At 75.8% G+C, this 18,934-nt stretch carries 15 protein-coding genes, 1 pseudogene and 1 riboswitch; all 16 genes and pseudogenes read right to left on the bottom strand.

Annotation, left to right across the window (positions count from 1 at the left end; all coding sequences use genetic code 11):
• Positions 1–661, bottom strand: a pseudogene (locus MXD60_RS18145) (phenylalanine--tRNA ligase subunit beta); the annotation flags it as partial.
• Positions 662–664: 3 nt separating this feature from the next.
• The gene (pheS, locus tag MXD60_RS18140; protein ID WP_248820504.1) at positions 665–1,768 is read right to left on the bottom strand and encodes a phenylalanine--tRNA ligase subunit alpha; all 1,104 of its coding nucleotides are present in this window, start codon (positions 1,766–1,768) and stop codon (positions 665–667) included.
• A gap of 173 nt (positions 1,769–1,941) precedes the next feature.
• The gene (locus MXD60_RS18135) at positions 1,942–3,069 is read right to left on the bottom strand and encodes a sensor histidine kinase (RefSeq protein WP_248820507.1); all 1,128 of its coding nucleotides are present in this window, start codon (positions 3,067–3,069) and stop codon (positions 1,942–1,944) included.
• Between the two features lie 89 nt (positions 3,070–3,158).
• Entirely contained in the window at positions 3,159–4,010 is an 852-nt protein-coding gene (locus MXD60_RS18130; RefSeq protein ID WP_248820503.1) for a TrmH family RNA methyltransferase, read from the bottom strand.
• Between the two features lie 95 nt (positions 4,011–4,105).
• Positions 4,106–4,492 (bottom strand): 50S ribosomal protein L20, encoded by a 387-nt coding sequence (rplT, locus tag MXD60_RS18125; RefSeq protein ID WP_248820502.1) that lies wholly within the window; start codon positions 4,490–4,492, stop codon positions 4,106–4,108.
• A gap of 138 nt (positions 4,493–4,630) precedes the next feature.
• A complete protein-coding gene (rpmI, locus tag MXD60_RS18120) occupies positions 4,631–4,825 on the bottom strand; it encodes a 50S ribosomal protein L35 (RefSeq protein WP_248820501.1) in 195 nt (64 codons plus the stop codon).
• 90 nt (positions 4,826–4,915) lie between these two features.
• Positions 4,916–5,419: a translation initiation factor IF-3 gene (gene infC / locus MXD60_RS18115; protein ID WP_248820500.1), complete on the bottom strand. Its 504-nt coding sequence runs from the start codon at positions 5,417–5,419 to the stop codon at positions 4,916–4,918.
• Between the two features lie 481 nt (positions 5,420–5,900).
• On the bottom strand, positions 5,901–6,869 hold the full coding sequence (locus MXD60_RS18110; protein ID WP_248820499.1) for an SseB family protein: 969 nt from the start codon (positions 6,867–6,869) through the stop codon (positions 5,901–5,903).
• A gap of 133 nt (positions 6,870–7,002) precedes the next feature.
• Positions 7,003–9,741: a MinD/ParA family ATP-binding protein gene (locus tag MXD60_RS18105; RefSeq protein WP_248820498.1), complete on the bottom strand. Its 2,739-nt coding sequence runs from the start codon at positions 9,739–9,741 to the stop codon at positions 7,003–7,005.
• A 352-nt stretch (positions 9,742–10,093) separates the two neighbouring features.
• Positions 10,094–10,576, bottom strand: coding sequence for a 6,7-dimethyl-8-ribityllumazine synthase (gene ribH / locus MXD60_RS18100; protein WP_248820497.1), 483 nt, complete (start codon positions 10,574–10,576; stop codon positions 10,094–10,096).
• A complete protein-coding gene (locus MXD60_RS18095) occupies positions 10,573–12,069 on the bottom strand; it encodes a bifunctional 3,4-dihydroxy-2-butanone-4-phosphate synthase/GTP cyclohydrolase II (protein WP_248820496.1) in 1,497 nt (498 codons plus the stop codon). The genes ribH and MXD60_RS18095 overlap by 4 nt, the downstream gene beginning before the upstream one ends.
• On the bottom strand, positions 12,066–12,761 hold the full coding sequence (locus tag MXD60_RS18090) for a riboflavin synthase (protein ID WP_248820506.1): 696 nt from the start codon (positions 12,759–12,761) through the stop codon (positions 12,066–12,068). Before MXD60_RS18090 ends, MXD60_RS18095 begins: the two co-directional genes overlap by 4 nt.
• Before the next feature lie 129 nt (positions 12,762–12,890).
• Positions 12,891–13,023: riboswitch (FMN riboswitch) on the bottom strand.
• A gap of 122 nt (positions 13,024–13,145) precedes the next feature.
• The gene (rpe, locus tag MXD60_RS18085) at positions 13,146–13,847 is read right to left on the bottom strand and encodes a ribulose-phosphate 3-epimerase (RefSeq protein ID WP_248820495.1); all 702 of its coding nucleotides are present in this window, start codon (positions 13,845–13,847) and stop codon (positions 13,146–13,148) included.
• A gap of 94 nt (positions 13,848–13,941) precedes the next feature.
• Positions 13,942–15,378 (bottom strand): RsmB/NOP family class I SAM-dependent RNA methyltransferase, encoded by a 1,437-nt coding sequence (locus MXD60_RS18080; RefSeq protein WP_248820494.1) that lies wholly within the window; start codon positions 15,376–15,378, stop codon positions 13,942–13,944.
• Complete coding sequence (fmt, locus tag MXD60_RS18075; protein WP_248820493.1) at positions 15,375–16,397, bottom strand: methionyl-tRNA formyltransferase; 1,023 nt, start codon at positions 16,395–16,397, stop codon at positions 15,375–15,377. The genes MXD60_RS18080 and fmt overlap by 4 nt, the downstream gene beginning before the upstream one ends.
• Before the next feature lie 296 nt (positions 16,398–16,693).
• The coding region (locus tag MXD60_RS18070) for a primosomal protein N' (protein ID WP_283098577.1) at positions 16,694–18,934 on the bottom strand (2,241 nt) is incomplete at its 5' end.

Raw genomic sequence — 18,934 nt, 5'->3', positions numbered from 1 at the left:
CCCCCCCGCGGGGCCCCCCCGCCCGCGGGGGGGGGGGGGCCCCCGCGGGGGGGGGGGCCCCGGGGTCGGTGAACGGCAGCGCGAAGGCTGTCGCCGCCTCCCGGGCGATGCCGCGCACGGACAGCGCGTAGCCCCGATCGGGGGTGACGGCGATGTCGAGTACCTCGTCGGCGAGGTCGAGGAGCTCGGCGACCTCCGCGCCGATCGGAGTCCCCGGCGCCAGCACGAGGATGCCGTCGTGGTCCTCGCCGATACCGAGCTCGCTGGCCGAGCAGATCATCCCGTCGCTGAGATGGCCATAGGTCTTGCGCGCGGTGATGGTGAACCCGCCGGGCAGCACGGCGCCCGGCAGAGCGACGGCCACCCGGTCACCGACGGCGAAGTTGTGCGCCCCGCAGACGATCCCGCGCACGCCGTCCTCGGCGCCCGCCGCTCCGTCATCGCCTTCGGCGACGCGGACCTGGCACCAGCGGACGGCCTTCTTCTTCGTTTCGACGAGCTCGAAGCCCAGGACCTCGCCGACGACGACCCCGGCGAGGTCGGAACCGACGGTGCGCACGCCCTCGACCTCGAAACCGGCGCGGATGAGCGCGTCGGCGACCGCGCGAGCCGGCGGCAGGCCTTCGACGTACTCCCGCAACCAGGACATCACGATCAGCATGGGTCAGCCCTCGATTCCGAACGGGAGGCCGAAACGGACGTCCCCTTCGACGAAGTTGCGGATCTCCCGGACGCCGTGGCGGAACATCGCCGCCCGTTCGAGGCCCATTCCGAAGGCGAAACCGCTGTAACGGGTCGGGTCGACCCCGGCGGCGCGCAGCACGTTCGGGTCGACCATGCCGCAGCCGCCGATCTCGATCCAGCCCTCGTCCGAGCAGACCCGGCAGGGCTGGCCGGCCGCCTCGCCCCGGCAGGCGAAGCACTGCACGTCCAACTCCGCGCTCGGTTCGGTGAACGGGAAGAACGACGGGCGCAGCCGCGTCGACAGACCCGAGCCGAACAACGCCTCGGCGAACACCGACAGCGTGCCGCGCAGGTCCGCCATGGTGATGCCCTTGTCGACGGCGAGTCCCTCGAGCTGGCCGAACACCGGCGAGTGGGTCGCGTCGATCGTGTCGTTGCGATAGGTCCGCCCGGGGGCGACCACGTAGACGGGCAGCGGCCGGGACAGCAGCGAGCGGATCTGCACCGGGGAGGTGTGGGTGCGCAGCAGTCGCCCGGAGCCCGCGGGCTCGACGTAGAGCGTGTCGTGTTCGCTGCGGGCGGGATGATCCGGAGGCATGTTCAGGGCCTCGAAGTTGAACCAGTCGTGCTCGACCTCGGGACCCTCCGCGACCTCGTAGCCCATGGCGACGAAGACGTCGACGATCCGGTCGGTCAGGGCGGTCAGCGGATGGCGGGCACCACGGGGGCGGCGGGTCACCGGCAGGGTGACATCGACGACCTCGTCGCGCAGCACGCGGGCGTCGCGGTCGGCGGTCAGCTCCACCAGGCGCGCGTCGAAGGCGGCCTGGACCTCGGCGCGGGCGGCGTTGTGCCGGCGGCCGGCGTCGGCGCGTTCCTCGCGGGCCAGGGCGCCGAGATCACGGCGTGCGCGCACCAGCGGGGCGGCGTCGCCCTGCACGTGAGCGGTGCGGACGGCGGCCAGGGCGTCGAGGTCCGCGGCGGCGCTGATCGACTCCCGGGCTGCCGCGACGGCCGCGGCGAGCTGGTCGGGATCGAGGCTAGCGACCCGGGACGGATCGACGGTCTCTCCAGGGGCGGGCACGGGCACATCCTCGTCATCGGGTCACGGGGCGGATGCCGCCCGGGGCGCAATGACAGCCGGCCCGGGCGACGGAGAACACGGCGCGGCATTCGGGCACCGCGCGGCACCGAGTGCCGCCGCGGACCAGGCCGAAGCCGCCCGGGGCGCCCACCAGCGGGTCGTGACGTTCGGCCTCAGCCAAACACCGGACCGCCGGCGGGCACGAAAAATCGGAACTCGGCGCCGCCGCCCGCGGCCCGACCGACGGAGATCGTGCCGCCGTGCGCCTCGATCAGCGCCTTGGCGATATACAGGCCCAGACCGGTGCCGTTGCCCCGGCTGGCGCCGCGCCAGAACTTGGTGAACACGCGGGCGGCGTTCGATGCGGACACGCCTTCGCCCTCGTCGGCCACGCTCACCTCCGTGCCGGTGTCCTCGCCTCGCAACGACACCGTCACAGTACCCGCTCCGTGGCGCAGGGCGTTGTCGACGAGGTTGTGCAGCACCTGCTCCATCTTGTCCTGGTCGACCCACATCTCCGGCAGCTCGCCCTCCTGCCGGACGAGGAACCGGTCGGGGCCCGCCGCGCCGGAGGCGATCTTGCCGTCGACCACCGCGCGCACCCGGCTCGGCAGATCGACGATCTGCTTGCGGACCTGGATGCGCCCGGAGTCGATGCGGGAGACGTCCAGCACCTCGGCGAGCAGCCGGGTCACCCGGTCCGCGTCGGTGTTGACCGTGTTGAGCATCAGCTTCTTCTGCTCGTCGGTGAACCGGTCCCACTTGGCCAGCAGGGTTGCCGTGAAACCCTTCACGCTGGTCAGCGGCGAACGCAGCTCGTGGGCGACGGTGGCGACGAGGTCGGCCCGGTTGCGTTCGAGTCGCTCGCGGCTCGAGGTGTCCCGCAGCGACAGGGACACTCGGGCGAGGCGCCCGGCAACCCGGGTGAACCGCGCGGTCACGTGGAAGTCGTGGTCCTGGTCCGGGCCGGCATAGGTCAGCCGGCGCTCGGGCTGCCCGACGACGCTGGGCAGGTCCCGGCTCTGCGCGGAGCACTCCCACCAGTCGTTGCCCCGTTCGTCGAGCAGGGGCAGCACCTCGTTGAGGTGCCGGCCGACCGCGGCGGGTGCCTGCATGCCGACCAGGCGGGCGGCCGCCCGGTTGAACACCTCGACGGTGCCGGCGGCGTCGGTCACGACCACGGCGTCGGGCAGCAGGTCGAACGCGGCCGCGGGCAGTGGCCCGTCGAGCGCGGCCGATCCGGCGGTCTCCGCGCCGTCGAGCGTGCCGCGGTCCTGCGCTGGCTCGTCGTCAGCAGTCATGGCCTCGCCTGATGCCGATTGCGCGATGGTGGGCAGGCTGGTCGCCGCGGCGACGGTCGGCGCCTGCTCGGATGTCGATGCGACGGTGTTCACCACCGCCGACCACCTCCTCCGGTGCCGTCAGTACCGGACCTACCCGTTCTCTGCGCCCGCGCCGACGCGTACAGGCACAGGGCGGACGCAACCGCAAGATTCAGGGACTCGGCCTGACCGCACACCGGCACCCGGATCGCCGTGTCCGCGGCGGCCAGTCCGGCGGGGTCGAGCCCGTGCGCCTCGTTGCCGAACAACCACGCGGTCGGCCCGGCGAGTTCGCCTGCGGTGACCGCGTCGTCCAGGTCACGGGGCGCGGTCCCGGCGGTGGCCACGATCTGGCAGCCGCGAGCCCGCAGGCCCGCCACCGTGTCGGCGAGGCGACCCTCGACGATCACCGGGAGGTGGAAGTGGCTGCCCGCGGACGAGCGCACGCACTTGCCGCCGAACGGGTCGACGCCGACGCCGGTGAACACGACGGCGTCGGCACCGGCGGCGTCCGCGCTGCGGATCACCGTGCCAGCGTTGCCCGGGTCGCTCGCGCCCACGCACACCGCCACCAGCCGAGGCGAAGCCAGCTCGGCGACGCGGTGATCGGGCAGCGCCGCGACGCCGACGAGCCCCTGCGGCGTGATCGTCTCGGACAGCCCGGCGGCCGCCTCGTCGGTGACCAGTCGGACCGGCACCGCCGCGGCCCGCAGCAGCTCCTCGTGGCGGGCGGCCGCCGAGACACCCACGAACAGCTCGACCAGCGCGCCGGCGGCGAGCGCCGCGCCGACCGCCTGCGCGCCCTCGACCAGGAAACTGCCCTGCTCGCGCCGCTGCGCCGGCCGCTTGAGCCGGCGCGCGGCGCTGACCCGGGCCGATCGCGGCCCGGCCGCCCCCGACACGGGGACGGGCGGGCGCACGCTCGTCGGACCGGACGCGGGCGGCCCCGACTCCGACGCCCGCGACGAAGGCGGGTTCGAACGGACGGCGGGCACAGCCGGGCCTCGCGACAAACTCAGGCCGCGCTCGGCTCCGGCGCCGGCGCCGCGGCCAGGCCCGCGCGGGCCACCTCGACGAGCGCGGCGAACGCGGCCGCGTCGTTGACCGCGAGGTCGGCGAGGATCTTGCGGTCAACCTCGACGCCGGACAGCCGCAGCCCCTGCACGAAGCGGTTGTAGGTCATGCCGTTCGCGCGCGCCGCGGCGTTGATGCGGGTGATCCACAGCTGCCGGAAGTCGCCCTTGCGCGCGCGACGGTCCCGGTAGGAGTAGGTCATCGAGTGGAGCATCTGCTCCTTGGCCTTGCGGTACAGCCGGGAGCGCTGACCCCGGTAACCGCTGGCCTGCTCGAGGACCGTACGGCGCTTCTTCTGGGCGTTGACTGCCCGCTTCACGCGTGCCATGAGGGCACCTGTCTCCTTAGTTCGTGTGCGTCCTGCCGGCCGGGCGGAGATCCATCCGCTCCTGGCGCGCGCCGATCAGGCCCTGGGTCGGCCCGGTTCTGCGTCGGCGCTTGTCGGCCGGCGCCGTCAGCGGTGCGCTCAGCTGGAGAGAAGGCGCTTGATCCGGCGGTCGTCCGCCTTCGTCAGCGGCACCTCGCCGTCCAGTCGCCGGGTGCGGCGGCTGGACTTGTGCTCGAGCAGGTGGTTGCGGTTGGCGCGGCGGCGCATCACCTTGCCGGTACCGGTGAGCCAGAACCGCTTGCTCGCGCCGCTGTGGGACTTCTGTTTGGGCATGTCGACATCCGGGGGGGGGGGGGGGGGGCCCCCCGCGGGGCGCGGGGGGCCGGGCCCGGGGGGCGGCCCCCCGCGGCCCGCCGCCGTTGATCAGACGTGGCCAGCCGGTTCGGGCAGACGCTGCGGCTTGGTGCTGGAGCCCTTGTGCGGGGCCATCACCATCGTCATGTTTCGGCCGTCCTGCTTGGGCTGGGCCTCGACATAACCGAGTTCGGCGACATCGGCGGACAGCCGCTGCAACAGGCGGATACCGAGCTCCGGTCGGGACTGCTCCCGGCCCCGGAACATGATGGTGATCTTCACCTTGTCACCGGCCCGCAGGAACCGCACGACGTGACCCTTCTTGGTCTCGTAGTCGTGCGGGTCGATCTTCGGCCGCAGCTTCATTTCCTTGATGACGGTCTGGACCTGGTTCTTCCGAGCTTCCCGACGCTTCTGGTCGGACTCGTACTTGAACTTTCCAAAGTCCATCAGCTTGCAGACCGGGGGACGAGCGGTCGGCGCGACCTCCACGAGGTCGAGGTCGGCCTCCTGCGCCATGCGCATGGCCTCACCGATCGCGACGATGCCGATCTGCTCGCCTTCCGCGCCCACGAGGCGAACCTCGGGAACGCGAATCCGGTCGTTGATGCGTGACTCTGTGCTGATGTGTTCCTCCGTTGCTCGACGCGCGGGCATGACCTCACCGCAGCGGAGCACCGAGCCTGGCCATACCAGGCTCCCGGCCGACAGCCGTGGGAACGGCTCGGCCGACCGGCGACCCGGCCACCGCGTCCGTGGCCCAGACTCGGGCCGACCGGCGCTGTGATGTCCCGTGACGGCGACACCTGCGGCAGCTTCGGGTGGAGGGCGAACCCCCGCTTGGTCCTGCCGGACAGGCTCCGTGCCCCCGCCAGGGCCGTCGTGATGACGGCACCGTCGGATGGGTGGGAACCAACCGGCATTCGGTCTGGCCCAAGAGTAGCACCCGACCGCCGCGGGCGACGATCACATTCCCGGCCAGCCGCCCCAACGAGCGCACGTCGACCCTGCCAGCGGGTGTCCGCAGTGGCCGGACGGCCCGCCAGCACGCCGCCTACCCCCAGCGCCGCCCCGATCGCAGTCCGCGGCCAAGCTGGCGACGAACCGACCGCACCTGCCCGGGTTCCACCACGATGACCGCGACCGACCCGGGCGACTCGCCACCCGGCAGGCCACCGCGCCCCGGGCGGCCCTCGCGGAGCGCGGGGCCGTCGTCATCCGCCGCCGCCGTGGCAAGCATCGGGGACAGCCGACGCGCGGCTGCCTCCCCCATCGCCGGGTCCGCGTGGCGCCCACGGGGCACGATCACGAGAACCGGTCGCGGCGCGGCCGCGGCGGAGGTCACGATCTCCGCCGGCCACGCCCGCACCCGCTCGGGGATGTCCCGGAGCACCGCGCGCACCCTGGCCCGATCCAACGGTCCACCGGAGTTCGCCACCGGACGAAGCTCCGTGAGGCCCGCCTCCCCCGCCGCCCCACCCCGGTCCGACACGGCGCCTTCGATCAAACCGGCGCCTTCGATCAAACCGGCGCCATGTGCCACACCGGCGCCATGTGCCACACCGGCGGCATCGGCGGGCGCCGCCGGGCTGTTCTGACCGGCCACCGACGGGAGATCGATGGTGGCCGAATGCGGGCCGGCAACGTCGATCACCACCGTGCCGAGCCCCTGCCTGACCGCCTCCGCGCAGGCGTCCGGCGCCGCGACGGGCACCGGACGGGCAGCGGGCCGCCAGGCGGCGAGGGTCGCGACGCTGGAGAAGACCGGCAGTGCGGTGGCACCCGACTCCGCCCGCAGGGTGACCAGCGCCATCTCACTGGTCCTGTCCGCGCCGGTGACCGCGTCGGCCGCAGTCAGCCGGGCCTCGACGCCGACGAAGACCCGGGCACCACGCAGCGCTGCGGCGAGCTCGCCCGGGTCGATCCGACCGCCGTCGCCGCCGGCGGCGAGCACCCGGGCGAGAGTCTCGTCGGCCGCCCCACTGTCACCCTGACCGGCCGGAGCCACCAGATGGCGTGCCATTCGCCGCAGCCTAGCCGAGTTCGTCCCGGCGCCGGACCGGTCGGGCCCGAAGGCGCGCCCCAGGGTGATCAGGGGCTGAGTCCGGCCCGGCCCGCGGCGGGTTCGCGCGGGCGCGGGGAGGCCGGGCCCGCGGTCAGGCGCGGGGCCAGGCCAGTGCCCTGGCGGAGTGGTCGGCGGCCGGCAGGGCGGGGCGGGCCAGCGCCATCGCCGGCTGGCTGCCGGGCAGCGGAGCGGTGGCGACCGCGCCGGCGAGACGTTGGAAGGCGAACCGGGTTCGTCGGCGCAGCCGGAACCAGTTGATCGGCCGGCCGTCGGCAAGTGCCGCGTCGAAGGGCACCAGCACAGTGATGTACGCCCGATCCTCCAGATGGTCCAGGCGCATCCGGGCGGTACGGCCCAGCCGGGACGGATAGGTCTCCATGACTGCGACGATGACCGTGGCGGCGAGGTCCCCGCGGCCGGCGGCGGCGAGCGCGGTCAGGGCGTCGTCCGCGCCGGCGATCTCCGTCTCCCCCGCGCGGACGGTGAGCACGAGCAGATCGGCCCGGGCGAGCAGGGTCGCCGGAATCGGCTGGCTCCAGCCTGGCGGCGCATCCGCGATGACCACCGGATACCAGTGCCCGAGCATGTCGAGCGCCCAGGCCAGTTCTTCGGGCTGCAGGCCGGGGCCGACGAGATCGCGCATTCCGGCGAGCACCTCGAACCCACCCGTCCCGTCCGATGCCAGGTAACGGCGGACCTCCTCCAGCGACGAGACGGGCGGCCGGGCACCGGCCAGCTCCCGCAGGCCCGCGCCCGGCGGGATCAGCCCGACCCGGTGCGCGAGCAGGCCGCACTGGTCGGGCGAGGCGTCCACGGCGATCACCCGGTGGCCGTGGTGCGCGGCCATCGCGAGGCCGAGCCCGGCAGCGGCTGTCGTGCGGCCACCACCGCCACCGAACCCGCCGACCAGAACCCGCCGGCCGCCGGCCCGGGAACGCAGGAAGGCCGGCCCGTCGGAATCCGTCGGGGCCGCTTGGGTGGCGTCGAGCTGCCGGCCGCCGACGGAGGCCCCGCGTCGGATGGGCATGGAGGCGCCGAGGAGGCGTTCGGAGAGCGGTCCCCGCCGCCGTGCCAGCAGGTTCGGCGTCGGCTGCAGGTCGGCGCCGGTCACGACAGGCGCCACCCAGGATCCCGCCGGCCCGGAGCCGTCGCCACCGTCCGCGGCGTCGAACGCCGCGGGCTGTGCGGGCTGTGCGGGCTGGACGGGCTGGACGGGCTGGACGGCTCCCTCGACCGGCCCGGCGAGTTCCGGGACGGCCGCCGGGTAGGGGCTGCGGGCGACGTCGAACCGGCTCGGCTCCGCCGGCGGGACGGCGACCTGATCGGCAGCCGCCGTCGCGCCCGGCCCGGGGCCGGCATCGAGGCCGAGCGGCTGTCCGGGTGCCGGCCAGTCCTGGCGCACCGGCGCCGGAAACGGCAGCGGCGGCAGTTCGCTGCCGGGCGTGGACCCCACCACGGGCGGGTTGGCGAGCCACCCGCGATCAGGACCGACGGGATCTCCGGGCTGACGGGACCACTCGAAGGCGGCCGCCGCGCCCTCAGCCGGGCCGCTCGGCTGATAGGCCGGCAACGCCGGGCGCGGCTCGACGCGCGGGGTGGCGGTCACGTCCGGGTAGGGCAGCGGCGCCGCGCCGGAGTCCGGCGCTCCGGACAGCACGGGACCGCCGAGCCACGGCGGCGCGGCGAACCCGGCGCCGTCCGGCCCACCGGGATGATCGCCCGTCGCCGGCCGCTGCGCGCCGGCGACGCCGACGTCCTCTCCTGAACCGTCGCCGGCCTGTGCCGGCCCGGACCAGGTCGGCCCGGACCAGGTCGGCCCGCCCGGTGCGGTCGGATGCTGCCCCGCGGCCGGGACGAGCACGGTCATGCGGCCCCAGTCCTCCCCGGGCGGCGGGACGCTGGGCGGGGGCGGGGCACTCGGCGGGGGAGCACTCGGCGGCGCCGGCAGCGGCGGGCCGAAGCCCACGGCGTAGGGGGCGCTCGGCAGGTGGGCGCGCTCCTCGTCCGCGCCGCGGGGCCACGGATCCTGGTCGGCGACGCCGGGGCCGACCGGCAGACCCACGGCCCTGGGCAACAGCACACCACCGGGTGGGAGGGACGGCCCGGAACCGGTCTCGACCGGCGCCCGCGGCGGGGCCGGCCGCTCGGCCGGCCGGGACGCGGCCTCGGCCCGCTCGGCGGCCGGCGGCAGCACCAGGCGCCCGGCGCCCGGCGGGTCGGATCCCGCCGCGGCGGGCGCGGGGCGGGGCACGGCGGCCAGATCGGGCGTCCACCCGGCCGCTGGCGCCGACGTGGGCGCCTCGGCGGGTGACCACGCGGGCGGCACCAGCGCGGCCGGCGGATCACCCGGCCCGGGTCTGTCCCGCGCCGGCAGCGGACTGGCTGGCGGCACCGTCATACCTGGCGGCACCGTCATACCCGGCGGCACCGTCACACCCGGCGGAACCGTCACACCAGGCGGAACCGTCACACCAGGCGGAACCGTCGGCCCCGGAGGCGGCGTCGCGGCCGGGGGGACCGGGTCGGGGCGGGCGGCGGTGTGCGCCGTGGCGGCGGGTCTGTCGCCGTAGGCGTTGTCCGGGTGGCTCGCAGCGGTGTCGGGGCGCGGGGCCGCCGGCCGTGGCCGCGCGGAGCGGCGGGAAACCAGCGCGTTGCGGGGCGACTGGGTGTCGGTCAGGCGCAGGCCGAGCAGGGAGACCGGCCGGGCGTCGCCACCACCCTGGCCGGACGCCTCGGCCGACCGGTCACCGGTAGCGCGGTCATCGGGCTCGTCGCCGGACGGATCGTCGAGCTGGGGGCGCTCGCCGCCGTGACCTCCATGGCCTGCCATCCGCGCCACCTCACCCTCGCCTCTGGACCGACTCCGCGCGCCGACGCCGCAGAGCGAGGCAGCCGCCACGTAGTGGCATCACCGTCTCGCGTCCCCACCGCCACGACAAGGTTCGCACGGTGATCCAGACAGCCGAAAACGGGCCCAGGAGCAGCGAACACACCATCGGCACACCCGATCCACTCCGAATCGCCATGCGATGGCAACACCATACCGAGGCAATGTCACCAGGACGGATCGGCCTCGCACCGTACGTGTGACGTGAGATGCGGACGGCCACCGACCCGGCGGGGTGCGGTGGCCGTCCGGCACCGGGGACCCGCCCCGGCCGGCGGGAGTCAGCCGGCGGGAGTCAGCCGGCGAGCTCCAGCTCGCGCAGCACGGCGGCGGTGTCGAGCGCGGCGAGCATCGCCTCGCGGCCCTTGTCCTCGCTGGACTCCGCCAGCCCGGCACGGTCCCGGGCCTGCTCGACGTTGTCGCAGGTCAGCACGCCGAAGCCGATCGGGACCTTCGCGTCGAGGGTGACCCGGGCGAGGCCGGCGGTGACGAACTGGCAGACGTAGTCGAAATGCGGCGTTCCGCCACGGATGACGACGCCGAGCGCGACGACGGCGTCGTGCCGCTCGGCCAGGGCGGCGGCGACGATCGGCAGCTCGACCGCGCCGGAGACGCGCACGACGGTCGGCGCGCCGGCGATCCCGGCATCCCTCGCCGCCCGCAGCGCACCGGCCAGCAGCGCGTCGGTGATCTCGGCGTGCCAGCGGGTGACGACCACGGCGAGGCGAACCCCGGCGGCCGACGGAAGGACCTCCGCCGGAGCTCCGAGCCCGCTCACAGGACGTCGCCGTCGGCGAGCCCACCGCCGGCGAGACCGGCGCCGCCGGTCACCGCGGCACAGCCGGAGGCGGCGGGCATCCGCGGCGCGGTCGGCGTCCAGCGCCCGGCGGACGCCTCGTCCTCGCCGACCGCGCGGGGCAGGCCGGGCAGCACGTGGCCCATCCGGTCCCGCTTGGTCGTCAGGTAGCGCAGGTTCTCCGGCGTGTGGTTGACCGGCATGGCGATGAGTTCGACGATGCGCAGGCCGTAGCCCTCGAGGCCGGCCCGCTTCGTCGGGTTGTTGGACAGCAGCCGGATGCCGCGCACGCCGAGGTCGACGAGGATCTGCGCGCCCGTGCCGTAGTCGCGGGCGTCGGCGGGCAGGCCGAGGGCGAGGTTCGCGTCGACCGTGTCGTGCCCGGCGTCCTGCAGCTGGTAGGCCCGCAGCTTGTGCATGAGGCCGATGCCGCGACCCTCGTGGCCGCGCATGTAGAGCACGACGCCGCGGCCCTCGGCGGCGACCATGCGCAGGGCGGCGTCGAGCTGCGTGCCGCAGTCGCAGCGCCGCGAACCGAAGACGTCGCCGGTGAGGCATTCGCTGTGCACCCGGGCGAGGACGTCCTCGCCGTCGCCGAGGTCGCCGCGGATGAGCGCGATGTGCTCGATGCCGTCGATCGTGTTGCGGAACCCGACCGCTCGGAACGGGCCGTAACGGGTCGGAATCGACGCCTCGGCGACCCGGACGATCTGCATCTCGGTGCGGCGCCGGTAGGCGATGAGGTCGGCGATGGAGATCAGCGGCAGGTCGTGGTCGCGGGCGAAGGCGGCGAGCTGCGGCAGGCGCGCCATCGTCCCGTCGTCGTTGACGATCTCGCAGATGGCACCGGCCGGGTTCAGCCCGGCGAGCCGGGCCAGGTCGACGGCCGCCTCGGTGTGGCCGGGCCGGCGCAGGACGCCGCCCTCCTTGGCCCGCAGCGGGAAGATGTGGCCGGGGCGGCGCAGATCGGCGGGGGTGGTCGCCGGGTCGGCGAGCAGCCGGATCGTGCGGGCCCGGTCGGCGGCGGAGATGCCGGTGGTCACGCCGTCGCGGGCGTCGACGGTGACGGTGAACGCCGTGCCCATCCGCTCGGTGTTGCGGGGCACCATCTGCTCGAGTTCGAGCCGGTCGGTGTCCGCGGGGTCGAGCGGAACGCAGATCACGCCGGAGGTGTAGCGGGTCATGAAGGCGACGAGCTCGGGGGTGGCGGCCTCGGCGGCGAAGATCAGGTCGCCCTCGTTCTCCCGGTCGGCGTCGTCGACGACGACGAGGGCCTGCCCGGCGGCGAAGGCGGCGAGCGCGTCCTCGATCGTCGCGAAGCTCACCTCGGACTCATCGATCTCGTCGGTCGGCGCGACCCGGGTCCGCGCGTCGGACGGGTACGCCGCGGGCGGGGGGACGGAGTTCGTCAGGGGGACCGAATTCGTCAGGGGGACGTCGGACGTCGCGGGAGTGCCGGCCGCGGATGTGGTCATCGCTGGTGTCCGTTCGGGTCGGTGGCGCCGGCCTGCAGCTTCTCGACGTACTTGGCCAGCACGTCGACCTCGATGTTGAGCTGGGAACCGGGGGCGCGGCGGCCGAGCGTGGTGTGCTCGAGGGTGGTGGGGATGAGGCTGACGGTGAACGTCGCCGGCGAGTCGCCGCCGGCCGGGACAACCTCGACGACGGTGAGGCTCACCCCGTCGACCGTGACCGAGCCCTTCTCGACGAGGTAACGGTCGAGCCCGGCGGGCAGGGCGATGCGGACGACCTCCCAGTGCGGGGCCACCTGCCGGTCGACGACCGTGCCGATGCCGTCGACGTGTCCCTGCACGAGGTGGCCGCCGAGCCGGTCGGCCAGCCGGACGGGCCGTTCCAGGTTCACCGGGTCGCCAGGGGTGAGCGCACCGAGCGCGGAACGGACCAGGGTTTCCCGCATCACGTCAGCGGTGAACGCCGTGGGGCCCGCGGTCATGCCGGCTGGACCGGCCCGGCTCGCGGATTCGTCGATGGCGCTCTCGTCCCGCGACAGGCTGGTCACGGTGAGACACACGCCGTTGACGGCGATGGAGGCGCCGTGGACCGCGTCAGCCAGAACGGTCTGACAGCCGATGGTGAGTGCCGCCGACTCCGACCGCGCATCCACAGCGGTGACGACGCCGAGCTCTTCAACGATGCCGGTGAACATCCGACCCGCGCCCTTCGTGCCGGGCACCGCTCCCCCGGTCGCGACGGGCATCCACGCGGGACCTGCCGGCAGGCGAACGCCGACCTGCGCCCTCGGACGGCATGCGACCACCCGCGAGCACCCGGGCCCGCGCGCGTCCTCCCATCCGGACTTTCACCGTCGGTCCCGGAATTCCACCGGGTCAACCGTCCCCCCAGTGGCTGGGAACGGGTCGCGGACTGTCACCGCCGGCTCGGAGTTTCACCGACCCCGGAGCGCGCGTGCTGCTGGTGTTACTCCGCCAAGTGTGACATACGAAGCGGCAGTACGCCCCACCCACAAACGGTGACCGACGTCATCTCTCGCCGCGCGTGGGAACAGCGCGGCGAGAGATGACCGTCCTGGTCAGCCGACCGGCCCGCCCGTCGGCGCGGCGAGCCGCGGGGCGGCGCGCAGCGCCTGCGCGCGCAGCTTCTCGACGGCCTCGCCGGGATCGTCCGCGCCGAAGACCGCCGTGCCCGCGACGAACACGTCCACCCCGGCGGCGGCGGCCTGTTCGATCGTGTTCTCGTTCACCCCGCCGTCGATCTGCAGCCACAGGTCGAGGCCGCGCGCGTCGATCAGGCGGCGGGCCGCGGTGATCTTCGGTAGCACCTCGGTCATGAACTTCTGGCCGCCGAAGCCCGGCTCGATCGTCATGAGCAGCAGCAGGTCGAAGCGGTGCAGGTCGTCAAGGTAGTGCTCGACGGGCGTGTTCGGTTTGACCGCGAGTCCGGTCCGGGCGCCGGCCGCGCGGATCGCCGCCGCCGTCCGGGGCAGGTCCGAGACCGCCTCGGCGTGGATGGTGACGTTCGCCGCGCCGCGCTCCGCATAGTCGGCGGCCCAGCGGTCCGGGTCGGCGATCATGAGATGGCAGTCGAGCGGGGTCGGCGTCACCGCTCGCAGCGCGGTCACCACATCCGGAGAGAACGCCAGGTTCGGGACGAAGTGGTAGTCCATCACGTCGACGTGCAGCCAGTCGGCCCGGCCCTCGACGGCGACGGCCGCGTCCGCGATGCGGCCAAAGTCGGCCGCGAGCATGCTGGGGTAGATCTGTGCGGTTGCCACCCGGCGAGAGTACCGACCCGGACCGGGACGACCGGTGGGTCCGTCACCTCCGCGCGGGCGGGCCCGCGGCCCGCGGCGGTGACGGCCGGCGAGGTCAGTCCGCGCAGCGGCGCAGCAGCGCCAGGAACATCGCGTCGGTTCCGTGGCGGTGCGGCCAGAGCTGCGCGAACGGCCCGGCCCCGAGGCCGTCGACGGTGGGCAGCGCACGAGTGGCGTCGAGCACGGAGACGTCCGGACGCTGGCCGGCCACCCGCCGGACCACCTCCGTGGTCTCCGCGGGATGCGGCGAGCAGGTCGCGTAGGCCACCACCCCGCCGGGACGGACGAGGTCGAGCGCGGCGACGAGCAGAGCGCTCTGCAACGGCACCAGAGCGGCCAGGTCGCCGGGGGTACGCCGCCAGCGGGCCTCCGGGCGCCGGCGCAGCGCGCCGAGCCCGGTGCACGGGGCGTCGACCAGCCCCCGGGCGGCGCCGCCGGGCGCCAGCGGGGCGGCGCGGCCGTCCCCGCGAGCGACCCAGGCCCGCGGCGCACCCCGCAGGGACCGCGCGACGAGGTTCGCCCGGGCCGCCCGCGGCTCGATCGCCAGCAGCGACCCGGTGGCGCCGGGCCCGGCCAGCAGGCCCGCCAGCATCGCCGCCTTGCCGCCCGGGCCGGCGCACAGATCGACGGTCAACCCACGGTCCGGGCCTACCGTCGCGGTGTCCGCCAGGGCGAGCGCGACCAGTTGGCTGCCCTCGTCCTGCACCGCGGCCGCCCCGGAGACGACCGAGGGCAGCCGCGCGGGATCGCCCCCGTCGAGGCGCACCGCGTACGGCGAGTACGGTCCCGGCCGGGCGGTGAGCCCGGCCTGCTCGGCCTCGGCGAGCAGCGACGCGCGGTCCAGCCGGCCGGGCCGGGCGACGACGTGCACCGCCGGCCGGTCGTCGTCGGCGGCGAGCGCGGCCCGGGCCTCGTCGACGTCGTCGCCGAGGGCCTCCACGACGGCCTGCACGATCCAGCGTGGGTGGGCGGTGACCACCGCGAGATGGCCGATGGGATCAGCCGTGAACGGCGGCGCGCCGAGCAGCGCGGCCAGGTCGCCGCCGGTCTCGGCGATGCGGGCGGCGACGCGGCGCAGCACCGCGTTGGCGAAACGGACCGGGCGTTCTCCGCTGGTGGCGCGGACGAGGTCCACCGTGCTGTCCACCGCGGCGCGCGCCGGCACCCGGGTGCGCAGCAGCTGGTAGGCGCCCAGCCGCAGCGCGTCACGCACCGGTGGGTCGATCTCGGCGACGGGCCGGTTGGTCGCCGTGTCGAGCACGCCGTCGAGGGTGCCCTGGGAGCGCAGCGCGCCGTAGGCGAGCTCGGTGACGAATCCGCGGTCCCGCACCGACAGGCCGCTGTTGGCGAGCAGGTTCGGCAGCAGCAGGTTCGCGTAGGCGCCGCGTTCGTCGACCGCCCGCAGCACCTCCCAGGCCAGCCGGCGCGGCCGGTCGACCCGCGCGGGCGGGCGGGCCCCGCGCGTGCCCCCCGGGGCCCCGGCGGGACTCACGCCGATCCCCCGCCGTCCGCGCTGACGCTGACGCCGGCGCCCCCGCCGGCCCCGGCCGCGCGGGGGCGGGCGCGGCGCCCCCGCGCCGCGCCCCCCCGCCCCCCCCCCCGGGGGTCGGCGGCGCGCATCGGGCCCTTGCCCTCCGGGCGGACCTCGTCGAGCAGGACGGGCGTCGTCCCCGTGCCCACCGCGACGGTGCCGTCGGCGAGCACCGCCAGGCGGCCGGCGGCAAGCCCGCCGGTGGGCAGGCCGGCGGCCGCGGGCAGGTCCGTGCGCACCGGGCCGATCTTGAGCCGGCGGCCGCGGAACTCCGTCCACGCGCCGGGCGCCGGGGTGGCCGCCCGAGCCAACCGGTCCACGGCCACCGCCGGCAGGCTCCAGTCGATCAGAACGTCCTCGACGGTCAGTTTCGGCGCGAACGACACGCCCTCGGCGGGCTGGGGCACTCCCTGGACGGTGCCGTCGGCCAGGCCGTCCATGACCGCGACGAGCAGCTTCGAGCCGGACACCGCGAGGCGGTCGAGCAGGTCGCCGGAGGTGTCCGTCGACCTGACCCGCTCGGTGACGACGCCGTAGACGGGGCCGGAGTCCATCGCCGGTTCGATCTGGAACACGCTGGCGCCGGTGAGATCGTCACCGGCGAGCAGGGTGCGCTGCACCGGCGCGGCGCCGCGGAAGGCCGGCAGCAGCGAGAAGTGCAGATTGACCCAGCCGAGTCGGGGAATCGCCAGTGCCTCGGGGGGCAGCAGCGCGCCGTAGGCGACGACCGGGCAGCAGTCGGGCGCGAGCTCGGTCAGCGCCGCGAGGAACTCGGGCTCGCGGGGACGCTGCGGGCTCAGCACCGGGATGCCGGCTTCGTCGGCGAGCACGTGCACCGGCGGCGGGGTGACCTTGCGGCCCCGGCCGGCGGGCCGGTCAGGACGGGTCACGACCGCGACCACGTCGTGGTGCGGGCTATCGATCAATGCCCGCAGGCTGGGCAGGGCGACCGCCGGCGTGCCGGCGAAGACAAGACGCATTCACGAACACCGATCCGCCGCGGCGCCAATCGGCGGCGCGGCCCGTCTACGGGACGATCCAGGGGTACCCGGCCGTGGCCCGGGAGCGACCGCCCGCCGTCACCCTGGGTGGGGCCGCGGGTGGGCTGCGCGGGCTGGCCGCCGACCGACCGTATCGCGACCGCGCCCCGTCGCCGCGGACGACCGCTCCCCCGCACCACCAGTACCCACCCACGACCGCCACCCACCCACCCACCCACCCACCCACGACCGCCGCCCGCCCGGGGCTCCGCCCACGCCTGGTCGCGCGGCGACGCCTACCCGATGACGAGGGGGTCGAGCTGGACGCGCAGGCCGCTGGTGCTGTGCCGGGTGCCGAGGACGCCGCGGGCGGCGTGCAGCGCGGCGGCGAGCGCGCGGCCCTGGTCCCGGGGCACCCGGATCAGCAGCCGCTCGGGTTCGCCGTCGGCGCCCGGCGCGGGGCGCTGGGGCGCCGGCGGCAGCGGCACCGGGCCAAGCAGGTCCGCGCCGGCCGGCAGGCGGGCCGCGCCGATCAGCTCGGCCACGGCGGCGGCGGTGCCGTCCACCGCGGCCATTCTCGTCGCCGGCGGGAAACCGAGCTCGGTGCGCTCCCCGGACTCCCGCACGGTGAAGGTCACCGGATCCCAGCGGATCAGGGCCTGCACCGCCGGCAGGCCGGCATCCGCCGAGATGATCACCCGGCCGCCCCGCGGGCCGGGGCGGGCCAGCGCCGCCGCCGCCGCCCAGCGCCGCAGCGCCGTCTCCGCGGCCCGCAGATCGGGCCGGCCCAGCAGGGACCAGCCGTCGAGGAGCAGCACCGCGCCGTAGCCGCCCTCGGCCACCGGCTCGGCGCCGGGAGTGGAGATCACCAGTGCCGGTTCGGCCGGGACGGTCGCGAGCACCCCGTCCCGCCCGGAGGCCCGCACCGGCACCTCGGGGAACGCCCGGCCGAGCTCCTCGGCGGTGCGCCGGTCGCCCGTCACCGAGGCCCGCAGGCCGGTGGCCGAGCAGGACGGGCAGTGCCAGACCGCCGACCCGGTCGCCGGCGGCCGCCCCGGCGCGGACCGCGCCACGGGCTCACCGAGCGCGCCGGGTGCCGTGGCCACCGGGCGCCCGCACCACCGGCAGGACAGCGCGGCGGCGCCCGCCGGCCGGCCCAGCGGGCCCTGGCAACGTCGACAGCGGGCCGGGCGGCGGCACTCCGCGCAGGCCAGCGACGGCTGGTAGCCGCGCCGCGGCACCTGGATCAGCACGGGCGCGCCGGCCGCGAGGGCCTCCCGGGCCGTCCGCACGGCCAGCGAGGGCAGCCGCGCGGCCCGGGCGGCAGGGTCGCGGGCGTACTCGAGGTCGGACCCCGTCGCCTCCACCCGCGGGGCGAGTGCCCGCACCTCGGCCCGGGGCAGCGTCAGCGGGTGCGCCCACCCGGCCCGCACCAGGCCCTCGGCCTCCACCGTGGGGCAGAAGCCGCCGACGAGCAGGCCGGCGCCCTCCAACCCGGCCCGCAGCACGGCGACCCCGCGGGTGTGCGGGTAGGGGGCGAGCGGCTCGGCGTGCAGGTCGTCGCCGTCGTCCCAGACGACGAGCAGGCCGAGGCGGGCCACCGGGGCGAAGATCGCGGCCCGGGTGCCGACCACGACCCTGGCCTGGCCGCGGCTGACGGTGAGGAAGGCCCGGTACCGCGCGGCCGGACCGAGGTCGGCGCGCAGCGCGACGGTGGCCGCCCGGCCGACCGCCGCGACCAGTGCCGCCTCGACCCGGTCGACATCACGATGGTCGGGGACGACCACGACCGCGCCCCGCCCCGAGCGCACCGTGGCCGCCACCGCGGCGGCGATCATCGCCGGCCAGGCCGGCCCCGGCGGCGCCCACCACACCGCACGCGGCCGCTGGCCGTCCGCCAGCGCCGTGAGCATCGAGACGCCGGCCGGATACCGCGCCCACTCGCCGGGGGCCGCGGCGCCGGCGGCCGTGGTCGCGACACCGGGTCCCGCCGGACCCGTCGCGGACGGACTCGTCGCTCGCGGGGCCGTCACGGACGGACTGGTCACGGACGGGGCCGTCGTGGACGGACTTGTCGCGGGCGGGGCCGTCGCCTGCGGGGCTGCCTCGGTTCGGCCGTGGCGGGGCGGGACGGCGAGGCGCAGGACGTCGGCGAGCGTGCCGGCATAGCGATCGGCGACCGCGCGGGCGAGGCGGGCGATCGCCGGGGTGAGCACCACCTCGGCGGACACCGACCGCGCCAGCGGCGCCAGCCGGCCGTCGTGCGCCGAGGTCTCGACCCGGTCGAGAACGAAGCCGTCGACGAGGCGGCCGGCGAAGCGGACCCGCACCCGCGAGCCTGCCACGGCGGAGTCGGCCAGTTCCGCCGGGACGAGATAGTCGAACGGGCGGTCGAGGTGGGTGAGCGGGCTGTCGATCGCGACCCGGGCGACGGGCAGCGAGGCGGCCGGCGCCGGGGACGCCGGCGGGGCGGGGGCGGCCCCGCCCGGGGGGGGGGGGCCCCCCGGGGGGGGGGGGCTGGGCCGGTTTGGTGCCCG

Origin of the sequence: Frankia sp. AgB32, assembly GCF_023243045.1 — a bacterium.
Taxonomy (GTDB): Bacteria; Actinomycetota; Actinomycetes; order Frankiales; family Frankiaceae; genus Frankia.
Note: the sequence above shows the minus strand (reverse complement) of the source record. Positions and strands in the feature narration are given on the sequence as shown.